The sequence below is a fragment of the Rhodococcus sp. 05-2255-1e genome, assembly GCF_002259025.1.
Lineage (GTDB): Bacteria > Actinomycetota > Actinomycetes > Mycobacteriales > Mycobacteriaceae > Rhodococcoides > Rhodococcoides fascians.
The window spans coordinates 539,670-564,408 of sequence record NZ_NOZE01000013.1 but is presented as its reverse complement, the minus strand read 5'-3'; the positions used below and the strand labels follow the sequence as shown (position 1 = coordinate 564,408).

At 64.6% G+C, this 24,739-nt stretch carries 26 protein-coding genes and 1 riboswitch; of the genes, 18 read left to right on the top strand and 8 right to left on the bottom strand.

Annotation, left to right across the window (positions count from 1 at the left end; all coding sequences use genetic code 11):
- The first annotated feature begins 57 nt into the window (after positions 1 to 57).
- On the top strand, positions 58 to 897 hold the full coding sequence (locus tag CH262_RS12810) for a helix-turn-helix transcriptional regulator (protein ID WP_094717759.1): 840 nt from the start codon (positions 58 to 60) through the stop codon (positions 895 to 897).
- 111 nt (positions 898 to 1,008) lie between these two features.
- A complete protein-coding gene (locus tag CH262_RS12805) occupies positions 1,009 to 1,938 on the top strand; it encodes an SDR family oxidoreductase (RefSeq protein ID WP_094717705.1) in 930 nt (309 codons plus the stop codon).
- Between the two features lie 35 nt (positions 1,939 to 1,973).
- On the opposite strand, the gene CH262_RS12800 is transcribed toward CH262_RS12805, so the two are convergent.
- The gene (locus CH262_RS12800; protein ID WP_032365671.1) at positions 1,974 to 2,927 is read right to left on the bottom strand and encodes a methyl-accepting chemotaxis protein; all 954 of its coding nucleotides are present in this window, start codon (positions 2,925 to 2,927) and stop codon (positions 1,974 to 1,976) included.
- A gap of 76 nt (positions 2,928 to 3,003) precedes the next feature.
- Positions 3,004 to 3,225: a hypothetical protein gene (locus CH262_RS27320; RefSeq protein ID WP_143547108.1), complete on the bottom strand. Its 222-nt coding sequence runs from the start codon at positions 3,223 to 3,225 to the stop codon at positions 3,004 to 3,006.
- 88 nt (positions 3,226 to 3,313) lie between these two features.
- On the opposite strand from CH262_RS27320, the gene CH262_RS12790 reads away from it, so the two are divergent.
- Positions 3,314 to 4,072: an SDR family oxidoreductase gene (locus CH262_RS12790; RefSeq protein ID WP_094717703.1), complete on the top strand. Its 759-nt coding sequence runs from the start codon at positions 3,314 to 3,316 to the stop codon at positions 4,070 to 4,072.
- A gap of 26 nt (positions 4,073 to 4,098) precedes the next feature.
- Here CH262_RS12790 and CH262_RS12785 read toward each other — a convergent pair whose 3' ends face one another.
- Positions 4,099 to 4,653, bottom strand: a complete 555-nt coding sequence (locus tag CH262_RS12785) for a DUF6764 family protein (RefSeq protein WP_174557274.1) — start codon at positions 4,651 to 4,653, stop codon at positions 4,099 to 4,101.
- A 563-nt stretch (positions 4,654 to 5,216) separates the two neighbouring features.
- Entirely contained in the window at positions 5,217 to 5,681 is a 465-nt protein-coding gene (locus tag CH262_RS12780) for a tRNA (cytidine(34)-2'-O)-methyltransferase (protein ID WP_179274977.1), read from the bottom strand.
- Positions 5,682 to 5,714: 33 nt separating this feature from the next.
- On the opposite strand from CH262_RS12780, the gene CH262_RS12775 reads away from it, so the two are divergent.
- The 3 genes from CH262_RS12775 to CH262_RS12765 all read left to right on the top strand — a co-directional run bounded on the left by CH262_RS12775 (position 5,715) and on the right by CH262_RS12765 (position 7,565).
- Positions 5,715 to 6,323, top strand: a complete 609-nt coding sequence (locus CH262_RS12775) for a pentapeptide repeat-containing protein (protein WP_094717701.1) — start codon at positions 5,715 to 5,717, stop codon at positions 6,321 to 6,323.
- Between the two features lie 56 nt (positions 6,324 to 6,379).
- The gene (locus tag CH262_RS12770) at positions 6,380 to 7,237 is read left to right on the top strand and encodes a bifunctional methylenetetrahydrofolate dehydrogenase/methenyltetrahydrofolate cyclohydrolase (RefSeq protein WP_094717700.1); all 858 of its coding nucleotides are present in this window, start codon (positions 6,380 to 6,382) and stop codon (positions 7,235 to 7,237) included.
- Positions 7,238 to 7,319: 82 nt separating this feature from the next.
- Entirely contained in the window at positions 7,320 to 7,565 is a 246-nt protein-coding gene (locus CH262_RS12765; RefSeq protein WP_048319895.1) for a DUF3017 domain-containing protein, read from the top strand.
- 20 nt (positions 7,566 to 7,585) lie between these two features.
- Here CH262_RS12765 and metX read toward each other — a convergent pair whose 3' ends face one another.
- Both metX and CH262_RS12755 read right to left on the bottom strand, forming a co-directional pair.
- Positions 7,586 to 8,719 (bottom strand): homoserine O-acetyltransferase MetX, encoded by a 1,134-nt coding sequence (gene metX / locus CH262_RS12760; protein WP_094717758.1) that lies wholly within the window; start codon positions 8,717 to 8,719, stop codon positions 7,586 to 7,588.
- A gap of 8 nt (positions 8,720 to 8,727) precedes the next feature.
- Positions 8,728 to 10,077 (bottom strand): bifunctional o-acetylhomoserine/o-acetylserine sulfhydrylase, encoded by a 1,350-nt coding sequence (locus CH262_RS12755; protein ID WP_080729313.1) that lies wholly within the window; start codon positions 10,075 to 10,077, stop codon positions 8,728 to 8,730.
- Between the two features lie 154 nt (positions 10,078 to 10,231).
- Positions 10,232 to 10,354: riboswitch (SAM riboswitch) on the bottom strand.
- 371 nt (positions 10,355 to 10,725) lie between these two features.
- Between CH262_RS12755 and CH262_RS12750 the strand changes: the two genes are divergently transcribed.
- The gene (locus tag CH262_RS12750; RefSeq protein ID WP_032367243.1) at positions 10,726 to 11,865 is read left to right on the top strand and encodes an MFS transporter; all 1,140 of its coding nucleotides are present in this window, start codon (positions 10,726 to 10,728) and stop codon (positions 11,863 to 11,865) included.
- 1 nt (position 11,866) lies between these two features.
- On the opposite strand, the gene CH262_RS12745 is transcribed toward CH262_RS12750, so the two are convergent.
- Complete coding sequence (locus CH262_RS12745; RefSeq protein ID WP_094717699.1) at positions 11,867 to 12,916, bottom strand: ABC transporter substrate-binding protein; 1,050 nt, start codon at positions 12,914 to 12,916, stop codon at positions 11,867 to 11,869.
- A 135-nt stretch (positions 12,917 to 13,051) separates the two neighbouring features.
- Between CH262_RS12745 and CH262_RS12740 the strand changes: the two genes are divergently transcribed.
- The 9 genes from CH262_RS12740 (at position 13,052) to yhjD (ending at position 21,082) form a co-directional block, all read left to right on the top strand.
- The gene (locus tag CH262_RS12740; protein ID WP_027496404.1) at positions 13,052 to 13,726 is read left to right on the top strand and encodes a response regulator transcription factor; all 675 of its coding nucleotides are present in this window, start codon (positions 13,052 to 13,054) and stop codon (positions 13,724 to 13,726) included.
- Positions 13,723 to 14,697, top strand: coding sequence for a HAMP domain-containing sensor histidine kinase (locus CH262_RS12735; protein ID WP_094717698.1), 975 nt, complete (start codon positions 13,723 to 13,725; stop codon positions 14,695 to 14,697). Before CH262_RS12740 ends, CH262_RS12735 begins: the two co-directional genes overlap by 4 nt.
- A 98-nt stretch (positions 14,698 to 14,795) precedes the next feature.
- Entirely contained in the window at positions 14,796 to 16,226 is a 1,431-nt protein-coding gene (locus tag CH262_RS12730; protein WP_094717697.1) for a DUF4153 domain-containing protein, read from the top strand.
- A 42-nt stretch (positions 16,227 to 16,268) separates the two neighbouring features.
- The gene (locus tag CH262_RS12725) at positions 16,269 to 16,553 is read left to right on the top strand and encodes a DUF6412 domain-containing protein (protein ID WP_032366681.1); all 285 of its coding nucleotides are present in this window, start codon (positions 16,269 to 16,271) and stop codon (positions 16,551 to 16,553) included.
- 61 nt (positions 16,554 to 16,614) lie between these two features.
- Entirely contained in the window at positions 16,615 to 17,004 is a 390-nt protein-coding gene (locus CH262_RS12720; RefSeq protein ID WP_052053778.1) for a DUF6412 domain-containing protein, read from the top strand.
- Positions 17,005 to 17,067: 63 nt separating this feature from the next.
- Positions 17,068 to 17,970 carry a membrane protein insertase YidC gene (gene yidC, locus CH262_RS12715; protein WP_094694630.1) on the top strand — a complete coding sequence of 301 codons (903 nt, stop codon included), beginning with the start codon at positions 17,068 to 17,070 and terminating at the stop codon, positions 17,968 to 17,970.
- A gap of 52 nt (positions 17,971 to 18,022) precedes the next feature.
- Positions 18,023 to 18,829, top strand: coding sequence for an exodeoxyribonuclease III (locus tag CH262_RS12710; protein ID WP_027496409.1), 807 nt, complete (start codon positions 18,023 to 18,025; stop codon positions 18,827 to 18,829).
- A gap of 106 nt (positions 18,830 to 18,935) precedes the next feature.
- A complete protein-coding gene (gene trpS / locus CH262_RS12705) occupies positions 18,936 to 19,976 on the top strand; it encodes a tryptophan--tRNA ligase (RefSeq protein ID WP_094717696.1) in 1,041 nt (346 codons plus the stop codon).
- A gap of 86 nt (positions 19,977 to 20,062) precedes the next feature.
- Entirely contained in the window at positions 20,063 to 21,082 is a 1,020-nt protein-coding gene (yhjD, locus tag CH262_RS12700; RefSeq protein WP_179274976.1) for an inner membrane protein YhjD, read from the top strand.
- Positions 21,083 to 21,125: 43 nt separating this feature from the next.
- Here yhjD and CH262_RS12695 read toward each other — a convergent pair whose 3' ends face one another.
- A complete protein-coding gene (locus CH262_RS12695; protein WP_094717694.1) occupies positions 21,126 to 22,442 on the bottom strand; it encodes a D-alanyl-D-alanine carboxypeptidase family protein in 1,317 nt (438 codons plus the stop codon).
- A gap of 260 nt (positions 22,443 to 22,702) precedes the next feature.
- Between CH262_RS12695 and CH262_RS12690 the strand changes: the two genes are divergently transcribed.
- Positions 22,703 to 23,653, top strand: a complete 951-nt coding sequence (locus tag CH262_RS12690) for a substrate-binding domain-containing protein (RefSeq protein WP_032367238.1) — start codon at positions 22,703 to 22,705, stop codon at positions 23,651 to 23,653.
- A 27-nt stretch (positions 23,654 to 23,680) separates the two neighbouring features.
- Positions 23,681 to 24,739: an ABC transporter permease gene (locus CH262_RS12685; RefSeq protein ID WP_032366677.1), complete on the top strand. Its 1,059-nt coding sequence runs from the start codon at positions 23,681 to 23,683 to the stop codon at positions 24,737 to 24,739.

Here is a 24,739-nt window from a genome sequence, read left to right as displayed (position 1 = left end):
AATAGCGAGTACCGAAGGAGCACAATGGCGGGCAACGCACGACAGAGGAGGGTTCTGTTGATCGACAGACCGGAATTGGCCGCTTTTCTCAAGCAGCGCCGAGAGGCGCTACAGCCCGAGGATGTCGGACTTCCGCGTGGACAACGGCGTCGAACGCGGGGTCTGCGCCGGGAAGAAGTAGCCGGCCTGTGCCACATGTCGACCGATTACTACGCGCGCCTCGAGCGCGGAACAGGCCCCGCTCCATCGGAGCAGATGATCGCGTCGATAGCGCAGGGTCTGCACCTTTCGTTGGACGAGCGCGACCACGTCTTCCGCTTGGCCGGCCAGAGTCCACCGGTACGCGGTGCGGCAAGCGAGCACGTCAGCCCTGGCCTGTTGCGCATCATGGATCGCCTGCACGACACGCCGGCCGAGATTATCTCCGAGATCGGAGAGACCCTTCGACAGACGCCTCTGGCAGCAGCCTTGACCGGAGACGCAACGCACCGGACCGGGCCGGATAGAAGTCTCGGATATCGCTGGTTCACCGATCCTGCTGTCCAGCAGTCGTATCCGCTCGAAGATCGCGCTTTGCTGTCGAGGGCATACGCCTCGGGTTTACGGGAAGTCGCGACCCTGCGCGGCCCGGACTCGCAGGCGGCTCGACTGGCCGCTCGACTCCAAGCGTCCAGCGAGGAATTCCGAGTGTTGTGGGAGCGGCGCGAAGTGGGTGTTCGTCCCCCCGAGTTCAAGACCTTCATCCATCCGGCGGTCGGCCAGATCGAGCTGCATTGTCAGACGCTGCTCGACCCCGAGCAATCGCATCGACTGCTGGTGTACACAGCCGTGCCGGGCAGAGAGAGCTATGCAAGATTGGAACTGCTCTCGGTTGTCGGTACTGACGTACTGACCTGACGAGGTCTGCTCATCAGTGGATCGGCAAGTCCTGGATCAGAGCGGCGTGTGGCACGACCATGGATGTCAGCGCATCCAAATCGCTCGATCACTACAGCCGAGGAGCTCACAATGGCCCGCATCGCAGATACATCGATCAGGAATCTCACTGGAAAGCGTGCCGTCGTCACCGGAGCGAGTGACGGTCTCGGCGCGGTGATTGCGACTTCTCTCGCTCGTTCGGGAGCCGAGGTCGTCATGCCCGTGCGCTCAGCCGCCAAGGGAGAGCGGGTAGTCGAATCGATTCGGTCATCCGTGCCGAACGCGAAGGTCAGCACTCGGCTCCTCGATCTGTCGTCACTGACCTCCGTTGGCGCATCGGTCGACGAGTTCTTGTCGGAAGGCCGACCGATCGACGTTCTCGTCAACAACGCCGGTGTCATGCAACCGCCGCAGCGGCAGGTCACCCAGGACGGGTTCGAGCTGCAATTCGGTACGAACCACCTCGGTCACTTCGCCTTCACCCTCGGCCTGCTCCCACTGCTCCGAGAAGGCGCAGGACGGGTCACTCACCAGACCAGCATCGCGGCACGCGTGGGGGCCATCAACTGGGACGACTTGGATTGGGAGCAGTCCTACGACGTCATGAAGGCCTACAGCCAATCCAAGATCGCTGTGGTGCTGTTCGCCCGTGAGCTCGAGGCGCGCAGTAGGGCCGGCGGGTGGGGAATCACCAGCAACATGGCGCATCCCGGAATCTCCCCGACGAATCTGCTTGCGGCTCAACCGGGCCTGGGACGACCCAAGGATTCGGCCGGCCGCGGGCTGATCAGCGTTCTGGCTCGCGTCGGGATTGCGGGGAGCGTGGACAGCGCCGCGCAGCCGGCTGTGGTGGCAGCAGCGGGAACACTGTCGCGAGGCGACCAGTTCGTAGGACCCAGACGCCTGATCGGTGGTCCCCCGGCCGAGGTCTCCATATGGAAGCCGTTGCGCAGCATGGACGATGCGCGACGTCTGTGGGACGCATCCGAGGTTCTCACCGGTGTACGACTCGGATCCTGAGTCGCGGGCCCTGCTCGGTGCCCACTGCTGGGTTCTCACTGCTGGGTCGGTGCGGGCTCTCGGGCATGGTCGACCAAGTCGTGCACCAGTCCGATGATGACGTCCATCTGTTCGATGACTTCCACGCGCAGTCGGTCCTGTTGCTCGTCGGGCATGACCGGGGCATTCGGGCCGTCGAGGGACATCAACAGATCGATGTTGGTGCGCAGAGCGGTCAACGGTTCCATCAGTTCGGCACCTGCGTCGACTATCAACTGTCCCTGTCGTGCCCGCGACCGCGAGAGCGCAGCCAGCATCTCGTTGAAACTGTTGGCGAGAGACGCCAGTTCGTCGTCTCCGTTGACGTCGATGGGCTCGAAGGCACCCGTCCTGGCCACTCGTTCCGTTCCGGCGCGTAACCGTCTGACCGGACGAAGCCCGGTGCGAGCGACGGCTGCGCCGGCCACACCAGCGAGGGCGACGAGGAACGCCCCGACGAGGATCAGGGCAAGCGTGAGTTTTCCGAGCAGTGGTGACGTACCGCTCAGGGCTTCGGCCACCATGATCGTCTCACCGGAATCGGTGCGCTCGGCGGATATGTAGTAGCCGCGAACCTCCCGCAGTGACCGATCGGTGCGGCCCTCGGTGACCGCCTTCTCCGGATCGTCGAGCCCACCATCGGAGTTGGTGAAGGGGTAGGTGCCGTTGGACGAGGACACCAAGGTGCCATCGGTGGTCATCAACGCAACTTTGACCGCGGTTCCTTCGGTGTCCTCGATCCCGAACCCGAAGAGATCGGCAGGCACTCCCGACGCGGCGCTGGCGATCAGTGCATCGCTGTTTCGGCCGACACGGTCGATGATCTGCGAGCGAAGCGACTGCTCTGCGACGAGGTAGATCGCCAGAGCGCTGACCGCAACGGCGAGCGCGGCCAGGCTCATCGTCAACACTCGAATCCGTCCGTGCAACGACAGCGCCCTCGGGCGGGTGTGCGCACGTGAATACCTCATGGATCGAGTATGCCGGTCGGCAGCGACCAGAATTCGCGAGGCTGCCATGAGGAGGCACCGAAGAGCTCACCGATACTCAGAAGGGCGGCTCCTCGTCTTCTTCGTTGGTCGGTTCTGGCTCGGGGGTCGGGTTGTGGGGTGGGTCGGGGTAGGCGATGATGCCGGATCGTCTGGGTTGGGTGGGGATGTGTGGTCGTAGGTCGTTGCCGATGATGGGTACTGTGGTTCCGTTGGCGGGCAGGGTGATTCGGGTGGTCTTCGAGGTGGAGGTCCATAGGATGGCGCCGCCGGGGAGCATGACGGCGGTCCAGTAGCCTGCGGTTTTGACGCTGTGGTGGTTTTCGCAGAGGCATTGGAGGCGAAGCAGTACGAGGAGTGGAGAACGAATGACCGGGCGGGCGGATGGAAAGACGGTGCTGATCACCGGCGCATCTCGGGGAATCGGAGCAGAAACTGCATTGCAGTTGGGTGCTCTCGGTGCTGCGGTCGCGGTGAACTACCGCGAGAAGAAGCGTCGAGCCGAGGCCGTGGTGCGCGCGATCGAGGAGGGCGGCGGCACAGCACTTCCTGTGGGTGCCGACGTCACCGACGCTGACGCGATCGACGCTATGCTGAACGTTGTCGTTGCCGAGTTCGGCGCAATCGACGTTCTGGTTCTCAATGCCTCGGGTGGCCTGGAGTTCGGTGCAGAACCCGACTACGCGATGAGTATCAATCGCGACGCGCAGGTGGCGCTGGCTCGCGCGAGTATCGACCGTATGGAGCCGGGCTCGCGGATCGTCTTCCTCACCAGCCACCAGGCGCATTTTCACGGCAAGAAACCGGTCCCCGTCGAATACGAACCCGTTGCTGCGAGCAAACGGGCGGGGGAGGATGCACTACGTGGGATGATTCCTGAATTGGATTCTCGGGGAATCGAATTGGTCGTGGTGTCCGGGGACATGATCGAGGGCACGATCGTGGTCACCCTGCTCGAACGCCGTAACCCGGACTCAGTCGCTGCGCGAACCGCGCAGGGTGCGCTCCCGACCATTGCGGAGTTCGCGTCGGCTGTGACTGAGGCTGCAATCGGACCCATCGAGAAGTCCGCCCGGACTGTCTACGTAGGTGGAGCCGACTACCTCGACGGGTCCGTGTCGGGGTAGTCGGCTCCGCTCGATCGGATGAAGAATCAGCTACCGAGAACGCAGAACTGACCGCTCGTGAGGTTCAGTGCCAACGACAGCGGCCCGACGCAGTCGACGCCGCGTGCCTCGGATGTGGCACCGGATCCCCATCCTGCGACCGCGAGGGTCGTCTGGCCGGCATCTGCCCACGAGTGCGCGATTCCGCCGCCGAGTGCGAGCGCGTATGCCGTGCCCGCGTTCTTGCTCGCTCCGAGCGCGACACCGTAACCGTTGGCGTAGGTGTTGGTTGCGCCCGGCCCGTCGTTGACACTGACGGCAGTTCCGCTGTCAGCGGCACCGGCGGTGGCGGTTCCGGGTCCGTTCGAGGTGGCTCCGCAGCTCGCTGTGTCACTCACCTGGATGTCGTTGGCCGAGGGCGGCGACACGCACGTGACCGGTGCCGCCGACGCGGTGGCGGTGCCGGCGAAGGCGGCCGCCGTCAGGCCCGATCCGATGGCGAAAATAGCTGCGGTGCGGGCAATTCGACTACCGAACCGACTGAACGTTCGCGCGGAGGAGGAGTTGGAAGAAACCGTACGGGGCAGGGAAACAGAGAACAACAGAAAGCTCCTTCACGAGCGAAACGGGTCGGTGCGGCACACGGTACCCCGCTCCGGGGGTCCGTGACAGCAAGCAGACACAGATTGTGTAACGGTGCCGATGGCATCGGGAGATGAATCGTCGTAGAAGTCCGATTTCTCGGACCCTGCGGTAACGGTCGAGCCGGTTCGTACCGCCTTTGTACTGCCCGGTTCTACGTACGGAGTCCGGTCGATTCCGTTCCGTCAGTTCGTAATTGGGGCTTGCCTGTCGGCCCGGTGCCGGTCTCCGAAGCGGGTGGCGATGCTCCGAGTCGGCATGCCCGGGCGACCGCCGAACGAAAGGAAATTGTTATCGGAGGGCTGGCGAGCCGTCGGACGCGGCTCGATAGTTGGGTCTCACAGCGCAGGCGCCGTTCCGACCAGATCGATTTGTCGACGCTCACAATCGATTTGACGTGCAAGGACGCAGACATGCCCACCGGGCCGAACGGTCCTTTCGATGCGGGCCCCACGGCGACAGAGTCCGTCGTGCCCCGGGCACCACGGAATCGTTCAGTCGAGCGCACTCGAACGCAAATCGTTCAGACGCTGCCCTGATAGTCGTGTTGGCGCCAGGCCTCGTACATCGTCACTGCTGCGGCGTTCGCCAGGTTGAGTGATCGTCGTCCGGGGATCATCGGGATGCGCAGCTGATCGGTCACATGGGGGTCGTTCAAGACGTCGTCGGGGAGTCCGGTGGGTTCCGGTCCGAACAGTAGGACGTCACCGGGTTGGTAGGCGACGTCGGCGTAGGAGCGTGTTGCGTGCGCGGTGAAGGCGAAGACCCGTTTCGGGGCCAGTGCGGACCACGCCGACGGCAGGTCCTGGTGCACGGTGACCGACGCGAGGTCGTGGTAGTCCAATCCCGCGCGTTTGAGCTTGGGTTCGGACATGTCGAACCCGAGGGGGCCCACGAGATGCAGTTCGCATCCGGTGCCGGCGACGAGGCGAATCGCATTGCCGGTGTTCTGCGGAATCCGGGGCTCGAAGAACATGAGTCGAAACACCCGGATCACTCTGCCACCACGAGCCCGGGGAGGATGGGGCAGGTGGACGACGAACAGACCATCGGCGAAGATTTCTCGGATTCTCGACTCGACGGGCGGGAGTGGTCGGGCAGGCAGTTCGTCCGGTGCACCTTCCGTGACGCGGACATGAGCAATGTGCGAACCGACTCGGTCGTCTTCACCGAATGCGACTTCACCGGTACCGACCTCACGGATTCGGTGCACACCAACTCGGCCTTTCGATCGTGCACGTTCACTCGAACCAATCTGCAGCACAGCGTCTTCCGTCACTCGACGTTGATGGGATCGGTGTTCGTGGACACCCGCATGCGGCCGGCCACCTACGACGAAGTCGATTTCACGTTGGCCTCGCTGGGTAATGCCGACCTGCGCGGCGTCGATCTGACCGGATGTCGGATGCGGGAAGCGAACCTGACCTCGACCGATCTTCGCAGAGCGGTGTTGCGGTCCGTCGATCTCGCGGGAGCACGAACCGTCGGTGCCAAAATGGAGGAGTCGGACCTGCGCGGAGCCGTCGTGGATGCGTCCCTGTGGGTCGGCGCAGGGGTGCGCGGGGCCAAGATCGAACTGATGCAAGCAGTGGCCTTCGCGGCTGCGCAGGGTCTGATCGTCGAGAGCTGACCGCGGTGATCGGCCCGGCGCGCCGCCGGGCGGACAGAACCTGAAACAATGGCCCGGTGACTGCAACGATCCTCGATGGCAAAGCGACTCGTGACGAGATTTTCGTCGACCTCACCGCCCGTGTGGCACGGCTGCGGGAGCAGGGCATCACTCCCGGCCTGGCGACGGTGCTCGTCGGAGATGATCCGGGTTCTGCCGCGTACGTGCGGGGCAAGCACAACGACTGCGCGAAGGTGGGCATCACTTCCATCCGACGCGATCTTCCCGCGAATATCACCCAGTCCGATCTCGAAGCGGTCATCGACGAGCTCAACGCCAACCCCGACTGCACGGGGTACATCGTGCAGCTTCCGTTGCCCAAGCATCTGGACGAGAACGCCGCGCTCGAGCGCATCGATCCCGACAAGGATGCCGACGGTCTGCACCCGATCAACCTCGGCCGCTTGGTGCTGGGCAAGGACGCCGCATTGCCGTGCACCCCGCGGGGCATCGTCCACTTGCTGCGTCGCTACGACGTCGCACTCGACGGGGCGCGCGCTGTGGTCATCGGCCGCGGTGTGACGGTGGGCCGGCCGATCGGACTGCTGCTGACCCGCCGTTCGGAGAACGCGACTGTCACGTTGTGCCACACCGGAACTCGTGATCTTGCCGCAGAGGTCTCCCGCGCCGACATCGTCATCGCGGCCGCCGGGGTTCCCGGTTTGATCACCGCAGACATGGTCAAGCCCGGGGCGGCTGTGCTCGACGTCGGGGTCACCCGCACCGAGGACGGATTGCGCGGAGACGTCGCGGACGACGTCGCCGAGGTGGCCGGTTTCCTGTCGCCCAACCCCGGTGGAGTCGGGCCGTTGACGCGCGCGTTTCTGCTGTCCAATGTCGTGGAGCGAGCCGAACGCGCTGCGGCCCAGAGTTGAGCGAGCCGAGGTGAACGACGTACAGGATGCGCGAGGCGATCACGTGCCGGGTTTCCGAGCGGCGCTCGCTCGAAATCTACCGATGGTCGTGGTGTCGGTCATCGTGCTCGCTGCGCTGGTCCTGGTTCTCGCCGACCGTTGGCGGCGCGGCTCGTTCATCTTCGGGTGTGCAGCGGTGGTGGCAGCGTTGCTGCGACTGTGCCTGCCCGAGTCACGCGTCGGCACCCTGAAGGTGCGCAGCAGGGGATTCGACGTATTGGCGCTGGGAGGCGTCGGCGGTGCCATCGTCTTTCTGTCGCTGTCGATCGATCCCCTGGGGACGGACTGACGTAGACCGATCGACTCGGGTCAGCGCCGTCCGAGGCGGGCGAGCTCCATCGTCTCGGCCAGCAGCTTCGCCACCGAATCGGCCTCGGTGAGAAATCCGTCGTGGCCGTCTCGCGACTGGATCACTTCGAGCCCCCGGCACTGTGGGAGCTCACGCGCGATTTCTTTCTGCAGTCGAAGCGGGTAGAGGCGATCGGAATCGACGCCCCCGACGATGGTCGGAACCGGCACGGACGCAAGGGCTTCGGCAACGCCGCCGCGTCCTCGGCCCACGTCGTGGCGGTTCATCGCTTCGCTCAGAAGAACGTACGTCGCCGCGTCGAATCGATTGACCAGTTTGGCGGCCTGATGCTCGAGGTAGCTCTGCGCGGAGTACCTGCCGCCGGCCCACGGATCCTCGTCGTTCTGCGGAGAGTTTCCGAACCGAATGTCGAGTTCGCTCTCGGTTCGGTACGTAAGATGCGCGATGCGTCGAGCGATCCCGAGTCCGGCGGTCGGGGCGGTGCCGGTGTCGTGGTAGTTGCCGCCGAGCCAACCCGGATCGGCCTTGATCGCAGCGATCTGGGTGGTTTGTGTCCCGATCTGGTCCGCTGTCGCGCGGGCACCGACGGCGAGCACCAGCGCGGCACCCACTCGATCCGGATGTCCCACAATCCATTCGAGGGTGCGCATGCCACCCATCGACCCGCCCACGACGGCGGCGAACCGATCGATGCCCAGAACATCGGCCACCGCCACCTCTGTCGCCACCTGATCGCGAATCGAAATTTCCGGGAAGCGAGAACCGTACGGGGTGCCGTCGGGGGAGATGCTGCTCGGCCCGGTGGTGCCTCCGCATCCGCCGAGCACGTTGGTGGCCACGACACACCATTCGTCGGTGTCGATGGGGCTGCCCGGGCCGACCATCCCGTTCCACCAACCGGGCAGTACGTGGTCGGCATCCGGCGGTCCCGAAACGTGGGAATCGCCGGTCAACGCATGTTCGACGAGCACTACGTTGCTGCGATCGGCCGCCATCTCGCCCCAACGCTGCACCGCCACGGTCACGTGCGGAATGTGGGAACCGTTCTCGAGATCGAGACCACCGATGTCGATGGTTCCCAACCGCCCGTCCGGAGACGGAAGGACCGCCTCCGGACGAACGCCTGTGTTCAAGCTGTGGCTCAAGACGCCGCCGCGCGGAAGCCGACCTCGAGATCGGCGATGATGTCGTCGATTCCTTCTATACCGACGGCCAGACGCACGAGGCCGGGAGTGACGCCGGAGGCCAACTGCTCTTCCGGGGTCAACTGCGAATGCGTGGTGGACGCGGGATGGATGACGAGAGAACGCACGTCTCCGATGTTAGCCACATGACTGTGCAGAGTGAGAGCGTTGACGAACTTCTTGCCCGCGTCCACTCCTCCCTTCAGCTCGAACGCGATGATCGCGCCCTGCCCCTTCGGGAGCAGCTGCTGCCCGCGCTCGTACCAGGGCGACGATTCGAGTCCGGCGTAGTTGATCGAGACGACGTCGTCGCGACCGGCCAAGAAGGTGGCCACCTTCTGCGCGTTCGCCACGTGCCGCTCGATTCGAAGACTCAACGTCTCGAGGCCCTGGCTGATCAGGAACGCATTGAAGGGTGACACCGCAGCCCCGATGTCGCGCAACAACTGCACCCGCGCCTTCAGCGCGAAGGCCGGAGCGCCGAGATCGGCGAAGACGACACCGTGGTAACTCGGATCCGGGGTGGTGAAGTTGGGGTGACGGCCCTGCGTCCAGTCGAACGTTCCGCCGTCGACGATGACGCCCGCGATCGCCGTGCCGTGACCGCCGAGGTACTTCGTCGCCGAGTGCACCACGATGTCGGCACCGTGCTTCAGCGGCTGCAGCAGGTACGGCGTCGCAACGGTGTTGTCGACGATCAGCGGAATGCCGTTCTCGTGGGCGATCGCCGAAATGCCGGGGATATCGAGAACGTCGTTCTTCGGGTTGGAGATCGTCTCACCGTAGAACGCTTTGGTCGACGGTGTGATGGCCGCGCGCCACTGCTCGAGATCGTCCGGATCGTCGACGAACGAGACGGTGATCCCCAGCTTGGGAAGCGTGTAATGGAACAGGTTGTACGTGCCGCCGTAGAGCCGCGGGCTCGAGACGATGTGATCGCCCGCCTCGGCGAGATTGAGAATGGCGAACGTTTCTGCCGCCTGGCCCGACGCGAGCAGAAGCGCTGCGACGCCCCCTTCGAGAGCGGCGATGCGCTGCTCGACGACGTCCTGCGTGGGGTTGATGATGCGGGTGTAGATGTTGCCCGGTTCCGCCAGGCCGAACAGTGCGGCCGCGTGATCGGTGTTGTCGAACGTGTACGAGGTGGTCTGGTAGATGGGCAACGCACGAGCCCTGGTGGTGCCGTCCGGTGTCTGACCCGAATGGATCTGCTTGGTCTCGAAGCTCCAGTCGGCTGCGGGATCGGTGAACGGATCCTCGGTGGGTGCTCCGGTGGCGTCGACGACGTCGGGGGTCGAATCGGTCATGGCTGGTGATACTCCGTTTTCTCAGACGTGTTTTCTGTCGAATGAAGCTCGAGAACTCGAGCGTTACGGGGCGTATCGGTACAGCAACACATGAGAACCTCCTGACATGCCTCGGCCCGTGGGGACCGAAGATCAGTGGGTCCGCTTCGGAGCGGACCCGCGCTTGTCGATACGACACGGATGTGTTGCATCGGCCTGGTCGTTCACCCGGGGCACCCCACCGCGGTTGGAGGGTTGCCGGCCAGCAAGCCGGGGCTCGATGCTGGCACTCATGACCTGGCTGGAATCTTAGCGGGTACGGGTGTCTCGGGGGAACGAGGGCGCTCACGACCCTCGAGCAGATGCTCTGGTGAGGACAATCACCGCCCGACGACTCGAAAACCGGTCGCCTCGGGGAAGACAATGAACACGACGAACGTTGTGCCGTCCGGTCGGGCTGTACTGAATCGATCCACCAGGTCGTCGATTTACCAGGTCGTCGATCCACCAGCCCCTGGCCCGCTCTGTAATCCGATTGCTTACGAAGGTTGTTCTGCTGTGACTGTCACCGATTCCGCTCTCGCCAGAAACGTCAGCGCCGTGCGCGGCAAGGTGTCGAGTGGGTTGAGTGTCGGCCATCGACCGCACTCGACCCGCCGCAGGCTCGCCATGCTGGCCCTGTCCATCGGCGGCTTCGGCATCGGCACCACCGAATTCGCGTCGATGGGCCTGCTTCCGGACATCGCGACGACGATGGGAATCTCGGAGCCGTCGGCCGGCCACATGATCTCCGCCTACGCGCTCGGCGTCGTCGTCGGTGCGCCGACCATCGCTGCTCTTGCGGCGCGTGTTCCTCGGCGCATGTTGTTGCTGGCGCTGATGGTGGCGTTCACTCTCGGCAATCTCGGGACGGTCTTCGCGCCGAGTTTCAACGAGTTGGTTGCTTCCCGGTTCGTGGCCGGTCTGCCGCACGGCGCGTATTTCGGCGTTGCCGCACTGGTGGCAGCGCACCTCGCCGAACCGGGCAAACGAGCGAAGGCCGTCGCGATGGTGATGATGGGTCTATCGGTGGCGAACGTCGTCGGTGTACCGGTGGCGACCTGGATCGGCCAGGCCCTCGGGTGGCGAAGCGCATTCGCGCTCGTCGCCGTGATCGGGTTGCTCACCGTCAGTGCGCTGGTCCTGTGGATGCCGCGACTCGACGCCATGCCGACCACCAGCCCGATCACCGAGCTCGGTGCCCTCCGCCGTGGCCAGGTGTGGATGACCCTGTTCGTCGGCATCGTCGGATTCGGCGGCATGTTCGCGGTGTACACCTACATCGCGTCGACCCTGACCGACGTCGCAGGCCTTGCCCGTGCACTGGTTCCGGTGGCCTTGATGATCTACGGCCTCGGCATGGTTGCCGGCAATTACGCAGGCGGTTGGTTGGCCGACAAGTACAAGCTCAAGGGCACCTTCATCGGGCTGGCCGCGACCGCAGTGTCCCTGGCCGTCTTCGTCGTCGCGGCTCACAACCCGGTGACCGCGCTGCTTCTCGTGTTCCTGATCGGTGCGTCCGGCTCGTCCGTCGTCCCCGGACTTCAGACCCGTCTGATGGATGTGGCGGAGGACGCGCAGACTCTCGCCGCGTCACTCAACCACGCGGCGTTCAACCTGGCCAATGCCATCGGAGCCGCGGTGGGCGGTGCGGTGATCGCCGCCGGTCTCGGCTACACGGCACCGGCCGCCGTCGGCTCGGGTCTCGCTGTTGCCGGCCTGGGCGTTCTGTCCGTCGCCATGTGGATGGAGAAGCGCTCCGCGGCATGAGTCAGGACGTGATGGTGGTGGCGGTTCCGCCGAGCGCCTCGGAGAGTGCCGGAGCCACCTTGTCGATCACGTACGGCAGGCTCAGCACACTCGTGAAGTAGATCGCCCCCGCCGTCACCCCATCGGTGAAGACGAGGTTGCCGTCCTTCACCGGCTGCAGAGCGTTGTACACCGGTTCCTTCTCCAACTGGCCGCGATCGCCCGGGTTCTCCGTTCCCCAGATCAGCACATCTGCAGTGTCGAGGACCGACAGGTTCTCCAGCGGGATGCTCGCCTGCGCACTGCCGTCGGCCGGCACGAACGCGTCGATGTCGTCGGGGATCACAAAACCGAGCTTCGTCAGGAAGTCGGTGCTCAAACCGTCCTGGTACGCGATGGCCTTGCCCTCGTAGAACGCGTTCTGCAGGAAGATCGCCTTCTTCCCTGCGAACTCGGGGTGAGCCGCCGCGGCATCGGCGAACTTCTGATTCACACCGTCGATGAGTCCGTCCACTTCGGCTTTCTTGCCCAACGCCCGGCCGATCTTCTCCGCCTGTACGTCCCAGGGCTCGAAGTAGGCGGTCGACGCGTCGGACTGGGCGAGCGTGGGTGCGATGTTGCTCAGAGTCCGGTAGCTGTCCGCGGTGAGACCGGCGTTGGTGGCGATGATCAGATCGGGCTCGAGGGCGGCGATCTTCTCGGTCTCGAAGCCGTCGCCGTTGTTGGTGAGCACCTCGGGCTGGGCATCTCCCAGCGCGTCCCGGGCCCAGGGCCAGGTCGCGTACGGCTGGTCGCCGTACCACTCCGTCACTCCGACGGGGATCACGCCGAGGGCCAACACCGTGTCCTGTTCGGTGTATCCCGCCACCACGACGCGCGTGGGCTCGTCTGGAACGACGGTCTCGCCGAACGCATGCTCCACCGAGACGGGAAAGACGCCCGAGCTGGCGGTCGTGGGGGAGTCGGCACCGTCGGATGCGCCGTCGGAGTTCGAGCAGGCGCTCAGCAGTCCTGCCGTGGTCAACGCGATCGCGCACACCGCCAAAGTTCTCCGAAGTGGTCGCGTACGCATCGAGTGGGCCTTTCGTCAGGGCGGGTATCGAAAGGAAGGGTAGCCCACCCTTAGTCCGACTTTCAGGTCAACCTTCACCGAACCTCCACATTTCCCGACGAAGTCCTCCATGTGCGACCTCTAGGGTCAATTCTCATGAGCCGCACAGTTCTCGTAGTCGACGACGAACCCACGATCTCCGACGCTGTTGCCGCTCGACTGCGAGGCGAAGGGTACGAGGTGGTCACTGCCGCCGACGGCCCCTCCGCGGTGGAGGTGTGCGGCCGGATCGACCCCGACGTGGTGGTGCTGGATCTGATGCTTCCCGGTTTCGACGGACTCGAAGTGTGCCGACGCATCCAGGCATCCCGACCGGTACCGGTGCTGATGTTGACGGCCAAGTCCGACGAGACCGACATGCTCGTCGGGCTGGGCGTCGGTGCGGACGACTATCTGGGCAAGCCGTTCAGCATGCGTGAACTGGTCGCGCGTGTGCACGCTCTCATCAGGCGCGCCGAGCGCGTCGTCACTCCCGAGCAGTACACCACTCGAATCGGCGACGTGCACATCGATCACCGGGAGCGACGCGTCTCCACCGACGCGGGCGACATCCACGTCACCAGAACCGAATTCGACATCCTGGCGTATCTGGCCGCTCGACCTCGCACGGCGGTGTCCAGGGAGACCCTGCTGTCGGAACTGTGGGGTTGGGACGATTCGGCCAGCAGTCGTACCGTCGACAGTCATGTGAAAGCGTTGCGGCGCAAGCTCGGTGGCGACCTGATTCGTACCGTCCACGGCGTCGGATACGCCGTGGAGGCACCGCGATGAGGCCGATGCTGCCGCGTCCGCTCGATCCCTTGCGGTCGTTCAAACTCAAGGTCTCGCTCGTGGTGGGCATCGTGCTGGTGCTGGCGAGCGTCGTCTTCTGGATCGGGGCCGGCTGGCAGTTTCGCTACACACTTCTCGCCGCATTGATCGTGTCTTTGGCCGCAACACAATTCGTCGCGCACGGCATGACGTCGCCCCTGCGAGAGATGACCTCGGCAGCCAAAGCGATGGCGCGAGGCGACTATTCGACCCGGGTGCGTGCCACGTCCCGCGACGAGGTGGGCGAGCTCGCCATCGCGTTCAACACCATGGCGAGCGACTTGGAAGCCGCCGAGAAGTACCGCCGCGAGCTGATCGGAAACGTCTCCCACGAGTTGAAGACTCCCATCGCTGCCTTGCGGGCAGTGCTCGAGAACATGGTCGACGGGGTGACCGAACCCGACCCGGCCACGTTGTCTGTCGCCCTGGGCCAGACCGAGAGACTGGGAAACCTGGTGACCGAACTGCTCGATCTGTCGAGGGTCGAGGGCGGAGTGCTGAGCATCGCCCCGACGGAATTCCCGGTGCGCCCCTTCCTCGAGGAGGCGACCGGCGTCCACCGAGAACGAGTATCGATCGTCGTCTCACCCGGTGCCGGGACGGTCGTCGCCGATCGCGCTCGAATGACGCAGGTGATCACCAATCTCGTCGACAACGCCGTACGGCATTCGCCGCAGTCGGGCACGGTGAGTATCCGGGCGCATCGAGCCGGGGACCGGTTCGCGTTCGATGTTCGCGACGAGGGTCCCGGCATCGCACCGGCCGACCGTCACGCGGTGTTCGACCGGTTCACACGCGGCGGATCCACCGACGGCGGAACAGGTCTCGGACTCGGAATCGCGCGGTGGGCCACCGAACTGCACGGCGGGACCATCGACGTTCTCGACAGTGAATCGGGCTGCCACATCCGAGTGGCCATCCCCGGGCGCTGACGACCCACCTTCTCTCACACACCCACTCACCTCGACTGCTCGTCCCTGGACCGCAGCCGCGGTTCGGCATGCCTCGAACACAGAAATGGATCACAATCATGACCACGATCGGAATACCCATGCACCCCAGAACGCGGCCTCGTCGATCGCTGTGGAGCCCTCGAACCTGGCCGGTGCTGCGACACTCTCGGGCACCCCGCGCGGCACTTCTCGGAGCGCTCGCTGCCGGGCTCGTCAGTGCAGTGGTATTGGGCTACAACAACTTCGGCGTACCCATCACCGCCGCGAGCATCATGGCCGTCGTCGTAGCGGTTCGGCGCGCGTCGTTGTCGCCGTGGGAGTGGGTGGGTGTGGCGGGGGTCCTCGCCTTGTCCAGCGTCGCGGCGCTACGAGAGGCGGAGTGGATCGTCGCTCTGTCCGTTGCCCTTGCGGTCGTCGTCGGGTCGGTCGTTCTCTCGCGGGCCTGGACTTGGACGGGCATCGCTCTCGGCGCCGTGCTGCCGCTGCTGCTGCCCTTGCGGGTCGTGCGGTGGACGCGACGAGGGGCGGGAACCATCGATCTCGACGGGCCCAAGCCGATCCGAATCGGCGTGGTCGCCGCCGTCACCGTCGCGCTCTGTGTGGTGTTCGCCGCGCTGTTCGGGGCGGCGGATCGACGTTTCGCGGATGCTCTGGGCTCGGTCACTCCGCAGTTCGATCTCGGATCGATTTTCGGCCGAGTGATCGTATTCGTACTGACGGCTGCAGGTGCGCTTGCCGCCGCATACGTGGCCGTGCATCCGCCGCGCTTCGACCGCCTGCCGGTAACACCGCGTCGCACACTTCGGTTGTGGGAGTGGGCAATACCGCTCGGCGCTGTCGTCGGCCTGTTCGGGGTGTTCGTCGCCTTTCAGATTCCGAGCTTGTTCGGCGGCCAGGGACACGTTCTGAGCACCGAAGGTTTGACCAACGCCGAGTACGCACGGCAGGGATTCTGGCAGTTGCTGACGGTGACGGTATTGACCTTGCTCGTCATCGCGGTCACCGTGACCAAGGCCGAACGAACGGACCTACGCGACCGACTTGCATTGCGGGTTCTGCTCGGCGCGCTGTGCGCACTGTCGGTGGTGATCGTGGCGTCGGCGTTGCATCGAATGTCGTTGTACGAGGAGCAGTACGGCTACACCACCCTGCGGCTGTTCGTCACCGCCGTCGAATGGTGGTTGGGTTCGGTGTTCGTATTGCTGCTCGTCGCGGGCGTACGTATGTCGGGTCGCTGGCTTCCGCGAGCAGTCGGTGTGGGAGCAGTGCTGACCGTTCTCGCCCTCGCGGCCGTGAACCCGGACGCATACATCGCGCGGCAGAACGTCGAACGGTTCGAGGAGACGGGGCGGATCGACGTGTTCTACCTCGGCGGGTTGTCGGCGGACGCAGATTCCGAACTCGATCGCCTGCCCGAACGTGTGCGTAAGTGTGTTCAGGCCCGAGGCCCGGTCTCCTGGGGAGACAGCTGGTACCAGTGCACAGACCCGACGGTATCTGTACCCTGAGCAACGACTCGACGACCGGTGACGTAAGGACGGAGGTGCACGATGGGCTATCAGAACCTCGTCGTCACGTCGGTGCTGTTCTTCACGCTGCTGCTGACTACTCCGGCCGGACCGGCGGATCTCGCGCTGATCATCGTCGCTGCTCTGGCGGCGGCGGTGTTCTACGCGCATCGTGCCGGGGCGCTGAGCCTTCTGTACCGTCCGTCGAACGTCGGACCGAATGCGGAGGAGCGCCACCTTCGTGGCTCGTTCCGACGTCAACATCGCCCCGACGCACCCGGTCGCCCGCAGCCGCGAGCACCCGGTCTCCTGGTGGGAGCGCTGTAGTTCGACAGCTCTCCCACACCTCACGTGCCCCTGGTCCACGAGGTTCATCGGGAGAATCACTATGTTGTCCATCGACAACGCCACCCGCCGTCTCGATTCGACGGCTGCATTCGACGTAATTTCCAGGCGTGCGGTGTCGCCGTGGCGAGCCGCAGTGGTCACCCTCGTCGGAGTGACGGCAGTTCTGCTGGTCGTCTTCGCCGTCGTCGATGCCCAGCCCGCGGCCCAGATAGCGATGTTCGGTGCGCTGGTGGCTGCGGCACTGCTGGTGACGGGTGCATCGGCCGACATCCTCGTCGTGGTGCCGCCCGCGTCCACAACCGCCGGATCCGACGGCGGCAGACTCCGTGGGGCCTACCGCAGACAAGAGCAACCCGACGCGCCAGGTCGCCCTATGCCGAGAGCACCCGGATCGGTTCACGGACCGGATCGGTGGCTCCAGTTCCGCTGAGTCACTGCGAGATCCGGTCGAGACGTCATCCGACCGATTTCTCTCTCAGTGAGGCACTCCATCATGCTCGATTTCGTCTATTACCCCGTCTCCGCGGTGCTGTGGTTCTGGCACCGGGTCTTCGGTTTCGTGCTCGGCCCCGACAACGGCGTCGCCTGGGCCTTGGCCGTCGTATTTTTGGTCTTCACGCTACGAACGCTGTTGATCAAGCCGTTCGTGGGTCAGATTCGTTCACAGCTCGCCATGAAGAAACTCCAACCCAGGCTCGAGGAGGTACGGAAGAAGTACTCCGGTGACCGGGCTCGACAGGCCACGGAAATCCGCACAGTGCAAAAGGAACACGGTGTGAACCCACTGATGGGTTGCCTCCCGCTGATCGCGCAAGCACCGGTGTTCATCGGTCTGCTGCACGTGTTGCGCTCGTTCAACCGGACGGGAACCGGGTTCGGGCATCTGGGTATGTCGGCGCAGGAGAATGCGAGTACAGCCAACTACGTGTTCGGTGCGGGCGATGTGCAGTCGTTTCTCGACGCGCGGCTGTTCGGCGCACCGATCTCCGCTGCCGTCAGTAGCTCTCGAGATGTTCTCGAAGCGTTCGGTCCGTTCGGTGGGGTGCCGTCGGTGTGGAGCATCGCGGTCGTCGCGGTGCCGTTGATGATCGTTGCCGCGGTGGCTACCCACCTGAACTCCCGGGCATCGATCGCGCGTCAGGATGCGGCCGCCGCGGCGAACCCGCAGACCGCGATCATGAACAGGCTCGCGCTGTGGGTCTTCCCGGCCGGGGTGCTGATCGGTGGCCCGGTGTTGCCCGTTGCGGTGCTGCTCTATTGGGTGAGCAACAACATCTGGACCTACGCCCAGCAGCACATCGTCTACCGACGGATCGACCGGGAGCCGGTCGCGGTGCCGTCGATGACTTCGGCGGTGACGGCTCCGAAGCCAGGAGCCAAACCGAAGAGAAGGTGAGCCTGCGGAGGCCACCTGCCGGTTGTCGGTGGCCTCCGCTACGGTCGTCGGCGTGCCGATCACTATTTCCACTGTCAACGTCAACGGGATCCGCGCGGCTGTTCGCAAGGGCATGCTTCCGTGGCTCGAGGCCACCGATGCCGACGTCATCTGTCTTCAGGAGACGCGGGCCAACGACGGCGAGCTGACCACAGCACTGGCCCCGGCCCTCGATGCGGGATGGCATCTGGCGTCGGCGGAACCGTCGGCGAAGGGACGCAACGGTGTGGCCCTGTTGTCGAGGGCCGCGCCGGAGGCGATCAGAACCGGCATCGGAGTCGCTGAATTCGCCGACGCGGGTCGCTACATCGAAGGAGACTACGGTGACGTCACCGTGGCGAGCCTGTACCTGCCGTCGGGCGAGGTGGGGACCGACCGACAGGACGAGAAGGAACGCTTCATGGCTGCGTTCGCGAAGTATCTCGCCAAGACCGCCAAGGCAACGACGTCCGCCGAGCGCGACGTCGTGGTCTGCGGCGACTGGAATATCGCCCATACCGAAGCAGATCTGAAGTCGTGGAAGACCAACCGCAAGAAGTCGGGATTCCTGCCCGAAGAACGTGAGTGGGTATCGCGATTGCTCGCCGAGAAGTCACCGTGGACCGACGTCGTGCGTGAGCTGCACCCCGGCGTCGAGGGGCCGTACAGCTGGTGGTCTTACCGCGGTAAGGCGTTCGACAACGACGCCGGGTGGCGCATCGACTACCAACTCGCCACCAGTGATCTGGCCGAGCGTGCGAAAGAAGCTGTCACCGAAAGAGCGGAGGCGTACGACCAGCGGTGGTCCGATCACGCACCGGTGACGGTGCGCTACCGCTAGGAGCGGAGCCTGCGGAGTGACCGGGGTGGCGGGAGCGGAGCCTGCGGAGTGACTGGTGTGGCAAGGCAACGGGTACGGGTCGGGGACGGCGTGAAAAGATTGCCGCATGTCTTCTCCTGACTCGATCGACACGTCGCAGGGTCCGCGTCGTCGGGTGCTCTCGGGCATCCAACCGACGGCGGATTCGTTCCATCTCGGTAACTACCTGGGTGCGGTGCGGAACTGGGTGGAGTTGCAGGAGGAGTTCGATGCGTTCTACTTCGTTCCCGATCTCCATGCGATCACGGTTCCGCAGGACCCGAAGGAATTGCGCCGGCGCACCCGGATAGCGGCCGCACAACTGTTGGCGGTGGGTATCGATCCCGAGAAGTCGACGTTGTTCGTGCAGAGCCAGGTTCCCGAGCATGCGCAGTTGGCGTGGGTTCTCAACTGCATCACCGGGTTCGGCGAAGCCGGCCGGATGACGCAGTTCAAGGACAAGTCCGCCAAGCAGGGTCGCGATCACACCAGCGTCGGGTTGTTCACCTATCCCATTCTGCAGGCCGCGGACATCCTGCTGTACCGGCCGAATCTCGTTCCGGTGGGCGAGGATCAGCGTCAGCATCTGGAGTTGACTCGCGATCTGGCGCAGAGGTTCAACTCGCGGTTCAAGAAGACCTTCGTGGTTCCCGATGCACACATCATCAAGGGCACGGCCAAGATCTTCGACCTGCAGGATCCGACGGCGAAGATGAGCAAGTCGTCGTCGAATCCGGCGGGCATCGTCAACATCCTGGACGATCCGAAGGTGTCCGCGAAGAAGATTCGTTCGGCAGTGACGGACAACGAACGCGATATCGTCTTCGATCCGGAGAACAAGGCAGGCGTCAGCAATCTTCTGGTCATTCAGTCCGCTCTGTCCGGGAGGAGCATCGATGATCTGGTCGCCGGTTACGCAGGCAAGGGCTACGGCGATCTCAAGTCCGACACTGCCGACGTGCTGACCGAGTTCGTGGTTCCGCTGCGCGAACGAATGGACGGATTCATGTCCGACGTAGCCGAATTGGATCGCCTCCTCGCTGTCGGTGCGGATCGAGCCAGGGAGGTCGCGAGCAGAACGCTGGCTCAGGTGTACGACAGGGTGGGGTTCCTTCCTCCCGGCGCATAGCCCTGTCAGTACACGATATTCGCGCTACACGACATTTCGAGGACACGGCCCGAACAGCCGCCGACGACAGCGAAAAGGTGAGTGCCATGCCCGATTTCAAGGCCATGCTCGACGATCGGCGTGCTCGGTGGCCGTGGCTGGATCACACTGTTGTTGCCGCGCAGCGGTATCAGGGGCAGAAGGGCGATTACTACGCCGCGGGAATGACGTATTTCAGTGTGCTGGCGTTGTTTCCGCTGCTGATGGTTGCATTCGCCGTTGCCGGGTTCGTACTGGTGAATCAGCCCGAATGGCTTGCCGAGATTCAGTCGCAGATCGCGGAGAATGTCCCGGGCAGCTTCGGTGAGACGATCAGCTCGCTGATCGATACCGCGATCGAGTCCCGTACCGGTGTCGGTGTCATCGGTCTGTTCGGCGCGCTGTACGCGGGGCTCGGTTGGGTGGCCAATCTGCGTGAAGCCCTGACCGCGATGTGGGAAAGCCAGCACGAGTCGGGCGGATTCCTTGCGACCAAGGCCAAGGACCTCGCGGCTCTGCTCGGCCTGGGAGCAGCACTGGTGCTATCTCTCGGGCTGTCCGCGTTGGCCGGGGGCGGCGTCATGCGTGGCATTCTCGAATGGTTGAACCTCGATTCCGTTCCCGGCGTCGGAGTGGCGCTGCGGGTCTTCTCGATACTGCTCGCGCTTGCCGGAACCTGGGCGCTGTTCACCTGGGTGATCTCACGTCTGCCCCGCGAACCGGTGTCGTGGCGCAGTGCGGCCAAAGGTGCGCTGTTGGCCGCAGTCGGTTTCGAGATCTTCAAGCAACTCGGCGCGATCTACCTCGCGTCCGTCACGAGCGGGCCCGCCGGAGTCGTGTTCGGTCCCATCATCGGTCTGTTGGTGTTCGTGTTCACGACGTCGCGGTTGGTGCTGTTCTCGACTGCGTTCGCAGCCACCACTCGGGAGAGCATTGCTGACGCCCATGTGCCGGCGCCGGACCCCGCGGTGATCAACACCCGGGTCGAGGTGAGCGACGGCCCGGGTGTCAAGGGTGGTCTGGCCTTGGTGGGCGCGGGCGCTCTGGCCGCTCTGGGTATCGCTGGACTTCGCAATCGGCGACGCTGATCCGAGGCAACCTACTTGCGAATGTGAGAGGCGGCGGGGGAGTTCAGGGGCGGCGAGACAGTGTGCGTGCGCCCCACAGCAAACCGGCCACGACCAGTGCACCGATGACCCAGATTGCGATGCGCACGACCGTGTCGCCCTGCGCCTGCAGATCGGATTGTCGGGTACCCGATTCGGCACTCGACGCCGACGCAGGGGGTTGAGCAAGGGTCGGCACCGCGCTGGTGGCACGTGTACTCGTTACCGGCGACGTGGAATCCGGTTCGACCAGATCGCCGACGCTGCTGCTCGTATCCAGGGCGAACCCGTAGTCGAGCAGCCGAGCCGCCTGTTCCCACGGCCGGATCGGTAGTACGTCACCCTTCATGAGCGTCACGACCAGACGGCGACCGTTGCGTTCGGCACCCGCCACGAAGGTCTGCCGGGCATCGTCGGTGTAGCCGGTCTTGCCGCCGAGAGCGCCCGGATAGTTGTAGAGCAGCTGGTTGTCGTTGGACAGCGTGAAACCGGGGCGGTCTTGGTCGTCGGGGATCGTGGGATCCTTCGGATAGCCTGGAAACTGCACGTTCTCGGTCGAAATCAGTTGCGCGAAGGTCGAATTGCGCATGGCCTCCCGGTAGAACAGTGCCAGGTCGTAGGCCGAGCTCGCCATGCCGGGCCCGTCCAGGCCGGAGGGGGTCGCGGTCCGTGTGTCGAGCGCGCCCAACTCTGCTGCCTTGGCATTCATCTTCTCGACGGTCGCGGCGTCACCTCCCAGCTGAGCCGACAAGGCATGCGCGGCATCGTTTCCCGACGCCATGACCAGGCCCTGCAACAGTTGCAGATTGCTGTAGACACCGTTTTTCCCGATGCCGACGGCGCTGCCTTCTGCGTCGGCGTCCTCGGCCGTCGCGGTGATCTGTTTGCCGAGGTCCAGCTCGTCCAGAGCGACGAGGGCGAGCAGTATTTTGATCGTGCTCGCCGGTCGGTGCCGACCGTGTGGATCCTTGGCGGCTACCACCGATCCGGAATCGAGGTCTGCCACCACGAACCCGGTTGCCGAGATGTCCGCGGGCAGTGGGGGCGCGCCGTCCGGCACGATCGCGCCGCACTCGGCCAGTCGGGATCCGCCCACCGGGCCCGCCGGGATCGGAACCGGTTGTGGCGCAGTGCTACCCGGAGCCGGAACTTCCGAGGAATCGATCGCCGGGGGCGGCGAGGCCGCGAACGGGCACGCGTCGGTGTTCGGCGTCGTGAACGGTGGCGTCGTCGATACGACGGGTGGCTCGACTGCCGGCTGCGCCGATGCCGGGCCGCCGCCGACGCCGGCGAGAGCGAGAGCTGTCGCCCACACGGCTACGAACTTTCGAGTCCTTTTCATCGCGAATTACCATAGGCGCTGCAGAGGTCACCGAGGCCGCGACCCACCGGGGAGCGGGCCGGTTCGAAGGCCCTGCCAAACTACGTCCATCGTCTGTGATCGGCATTACGTTGTACAGACAGTGATCCGCCGAGCTGTACTACCGACAGCTCGGTCGCCCGAGAGGAACCCGGATGACATTTCGACAGGCGGCCCGTACCGGCTCGCTCCGCTCGGTTCGACGCCGCGCCGGTGGGGCGGGTGTCGCACTCGGGTTGGTGATGGTGCTGACGCTGACGGCCTGTTCGAGCACCGGTGGGGCTCCACGATCTACCGACAACGGCAGCAATGCGGGAGTGGCGAACACGCCTGCGGCGACGGTAGCGATGATCACGCACGAGGTACCGGGCGACACGTTCTGGGATCTCATCCGAAAGGGAGCCGAGGCCGCAGCCGCCAAGGACAACATCGAGCTCCGCTACTCGGCCGATCCGGAGGCACCCAATCAAGCCAATCTCGTTCAGAGCGCGATCGACTCGAAGGTGGACGGCATCGCTCTGACACTGGCCAAGCCCGAGGCCATGGCTCCGGCTGTCGAGGCGGCAACCGCAGCGGGCATCCCGGTCGTCGCCTTCAATTCCGGCTACGACGCATGGAGCGCAATGGGGGTGCAGCAGTACTTCGGTCAGGACGAAACCATCGCGGGTAGGGCTGCCGGGGCGCGGCTCACCGAAGACGGTGCGCGAAAGACCTTGTGCATCATCCAGGAGCAGGGTGCAGTAGCGCTCGAAGCGCGCTGCGCAGGAGTTCGACAGGGCTTCACCGGGGGCAGCACCGAAATTCTGAACGTCAACAGCAAGGACATGCCGTCGGTCGAGGCGACGATCACCGCGAAGCTCCAGCAGGACCCGAGCATCGATCACGTGGTAGCGCTCGCAGCCCCGATCGCACTGACCGCGGTGCAATCGAAGACCAATGCCGGTAGCGACGCCACCGTCGTCACGTTCGACACCAACGCGGCCCTCGTCGACGCGATCGAGTCAGGCGACGTCGCCTGGGCCATCGATCAGCAGCCCTATCTGCAGGGTTATCTCGCCATCGACTCCCTGTGGCTGTACCTCAACAACGGCAACACCATCGGCGGCGGCACCCCGGTGCTCACCGGCCCGGCCTTCGTCGACTCGACCAACATCGAGGCCATCGCCGAGTACGCCCGCAACGGAACTCGCTGAGCGTCGTCCGGACGCGGAAGGAACATCATGCCAACACAGGCCGACCCGGCTTCGGGAACGCACGCCGTGATCCTGGACGAGCGGGTGAAGAAACAGAAACCGTTGCAGCGCTTGCTGATCCGCCCAGAGATGGGTGCCCTGTTCGGTGCGATCGCCATCTTCGTCTTCTTCTGCATCGTCGCGCCGCCGTTTCGGTCTCCCGAAGCACTGGCGACCGTGCTGTACGCGTCGTCGACGATCGGAATCATGGCGATCGGTGTCGCGCTGCTGATGATCGGCGGCGAGTTCGACCTGTCCACCGGGGTCGCGGTCACGTTCTCCTCGATCATGGCCTCGATGCTCGCCTACAACCTGCATCTCAACGTGTGGACCGGAGCTGTGCTGGCGCTGGGCCTGGCATCGGCGGTCGGCTTCGTCAACGGGTATCTGGTGACGAAGACGAGAATTCCGTCGTTCCTGATCACGCTGGCGTCGTTCCTGATGCTCACCGGCATCAATCTGGCCGTCACCAAACTCGTCACCGGACAGGTTGCGACCCCGTCGATCTCGGACATGCAGGGCTTCGATTCGGCGAAGGCAGTGTTCTCCTCGTCGTTCTCGCTGTTCGGGGTCTCCATCCGCATCACCGTCGTGTGGTGGGTCGTGTTCACACTCGTGGCCACGTGGGTGCTGATGAGAACTCGCATCGGTAACTGGATCTTCGCCGTCGGCGGCGATCAGGAATCGGCCAGGGCCGTCGGTGTTCCGGTGACCAAGGTCAAGATCGGTCTGTTCGTGTTCGTGGGGTTCTGCGCGTGGTTCGTCGGGATGCACCTGCTGTTCGCGTTCGACACCGTGCAGTCCGGCCAAGGCGTCGGCAACGAATTCCTCTACATCATCGCGGCAGTCATCGGAGGGTGTCTGCTCACGGGTGGGTACGGCACCGCCGTCGGAGCCTTCATCGGTGCGTTCATCTTCGGAATGACCAACCAGGGCATCGTGTACGCCGGGTGGAATCCCGACTGGTTCAAGTTCTTTCTCGGCGCGATGCTTCTCTTCGCCGTGATCGCCAACAACTCCTTCCGTAACTACGCGGCGAAAAGGTGA

Coding starts and splice junctions, on each gene's coding strand:
- CH262_RS12805 (WP_094717705.1), top strand. CDS start 1,009: ATGGCCCGCATCGCAGATACATCGATCAGGAATCTCACTGGAAAGCGT.
- CH262_RS12800 (WP_032365671.1), bottom strand. CDS start 2,927: ATGAGGTATTCACGTGCGCACACCCGCCCGAGGGCGCTGTCGTTGCAC.
- CH262_RS27320 (WP_143547108.1), bottom strand. CDS start 3,225: ATGCTCCCCGGCGGCGCCATCCTATGGACCTCCACCTCGAAGACCACC.
- CH262_RS12790 (WP_094717703.1), top strand. CDS start 3,314: ATGACCGGGCGGGCGGATGGAAAGACGGTGCTGATCACCGGCGCATCT.
- CH262_RS12775 (WP_094717701.1), top strand. CDS start 5,715: ATGGGGCAGGTGGACGACGAACAGACCATCGGCGAAGATTTCTCGGAT.
- CH262_RS12765 (WP_048319895.1), top strand. CDS start 7,320: ATGGTCGTGGTGTCGGTCATCGTGCTCGCTGCGCTGGTCCTGGTTCTC.
- CH262_RS12755 (WP_080729313.1), bottom strand. CDS start 10,077: ATGACCGATTCGACCCCCGACGTCGTCGACGCCACCGGAGCACCCACC.
- CH262_RS12750 (WP_032367243.1), top strand. CDS start 10,726: ATGCTGGCCCTGTCCATCGGCGGCTTCGGCATCGGCACCACCGAATTC.
- CH262_RS12745 (WP_094717699.1), bottom strand. CDS start 12,916: ATGCGTACGCGACCACTTCGGAGAACTTTGGCGGTGTGCGCGATCGCG.
- CH262_RS12740 (WP_027496404.1), top strand. CDS start 13,052: ATGAGCCGCACAGTTCTCGTAGTCGACGACGAACCCACGATCTCCGAC.
- CH262_RS12735 (WP_094717698.1), top strand. CDS start 13,723: ATGAGGCCGATGCTGCCGCGTCCGCTCGATCCCTTGCGGTCGTTCAAA.
- CH262_RS12730 (WP_094717697.1), top strand. CDS start 14,796: ATGACCACGATCGGAATACCCATGCACCCCAGAACGCGGCCTCGTCGA.
- CH262_RS12725 (WP_032366681.1), top strand. CDS start 16,269: ATGGGCTATCAGAACCTCGTCGTCACGTCGGTGCTGTTCTTCACGCTG.
- CH262_RS12720 (WP_052053778.1), top strand. CDS start 16,615: ATGTTGTCCATCGACAACGCCACCCGCCGTCTCGATTCGACGGCTGCA.
- yidC (WP_094694630.1), top strand. CDS start 17,068: ATGCTCGATTTCGTCTATTACCCCGTCTCCGCGGTGCTGTGGTTCTGG.
- trpS (WP_094717696.1), top strand. CDS start 18,936: ATGTCTTCTCCTGACTCGATCGACACGTCGCAGGGTCCGCGTCGTCGG.
- yhjD (WP_179274976.1), top strand. CDS start 20,063: ATGCCCGATTTCAAGGCCATGCTCGACGATCGGCGTGCTCGGTGGCCG.
- CH262_RS12695 (WP_094717694.1), bottom strand. CDS start 22,442: ATGAAAAGGACTCGAAAGTTCGTAGCCGTGTGGGCGACAGCTCTCGCT.
- CH262_RS12690 (WP_032367238.1), top strand. CDS start 22,703: ATGGTGCTGACGCTGACGGCCTGTTCGAGCACCGGTGGGGCTCCACGA.
- CH262_RS12685 (WP_032366677.1), top strand. CDS start 23,681: ATGCCAACACAGGCCGACCCGGCTTCGGGAACGCACGCCGTGATCCTG.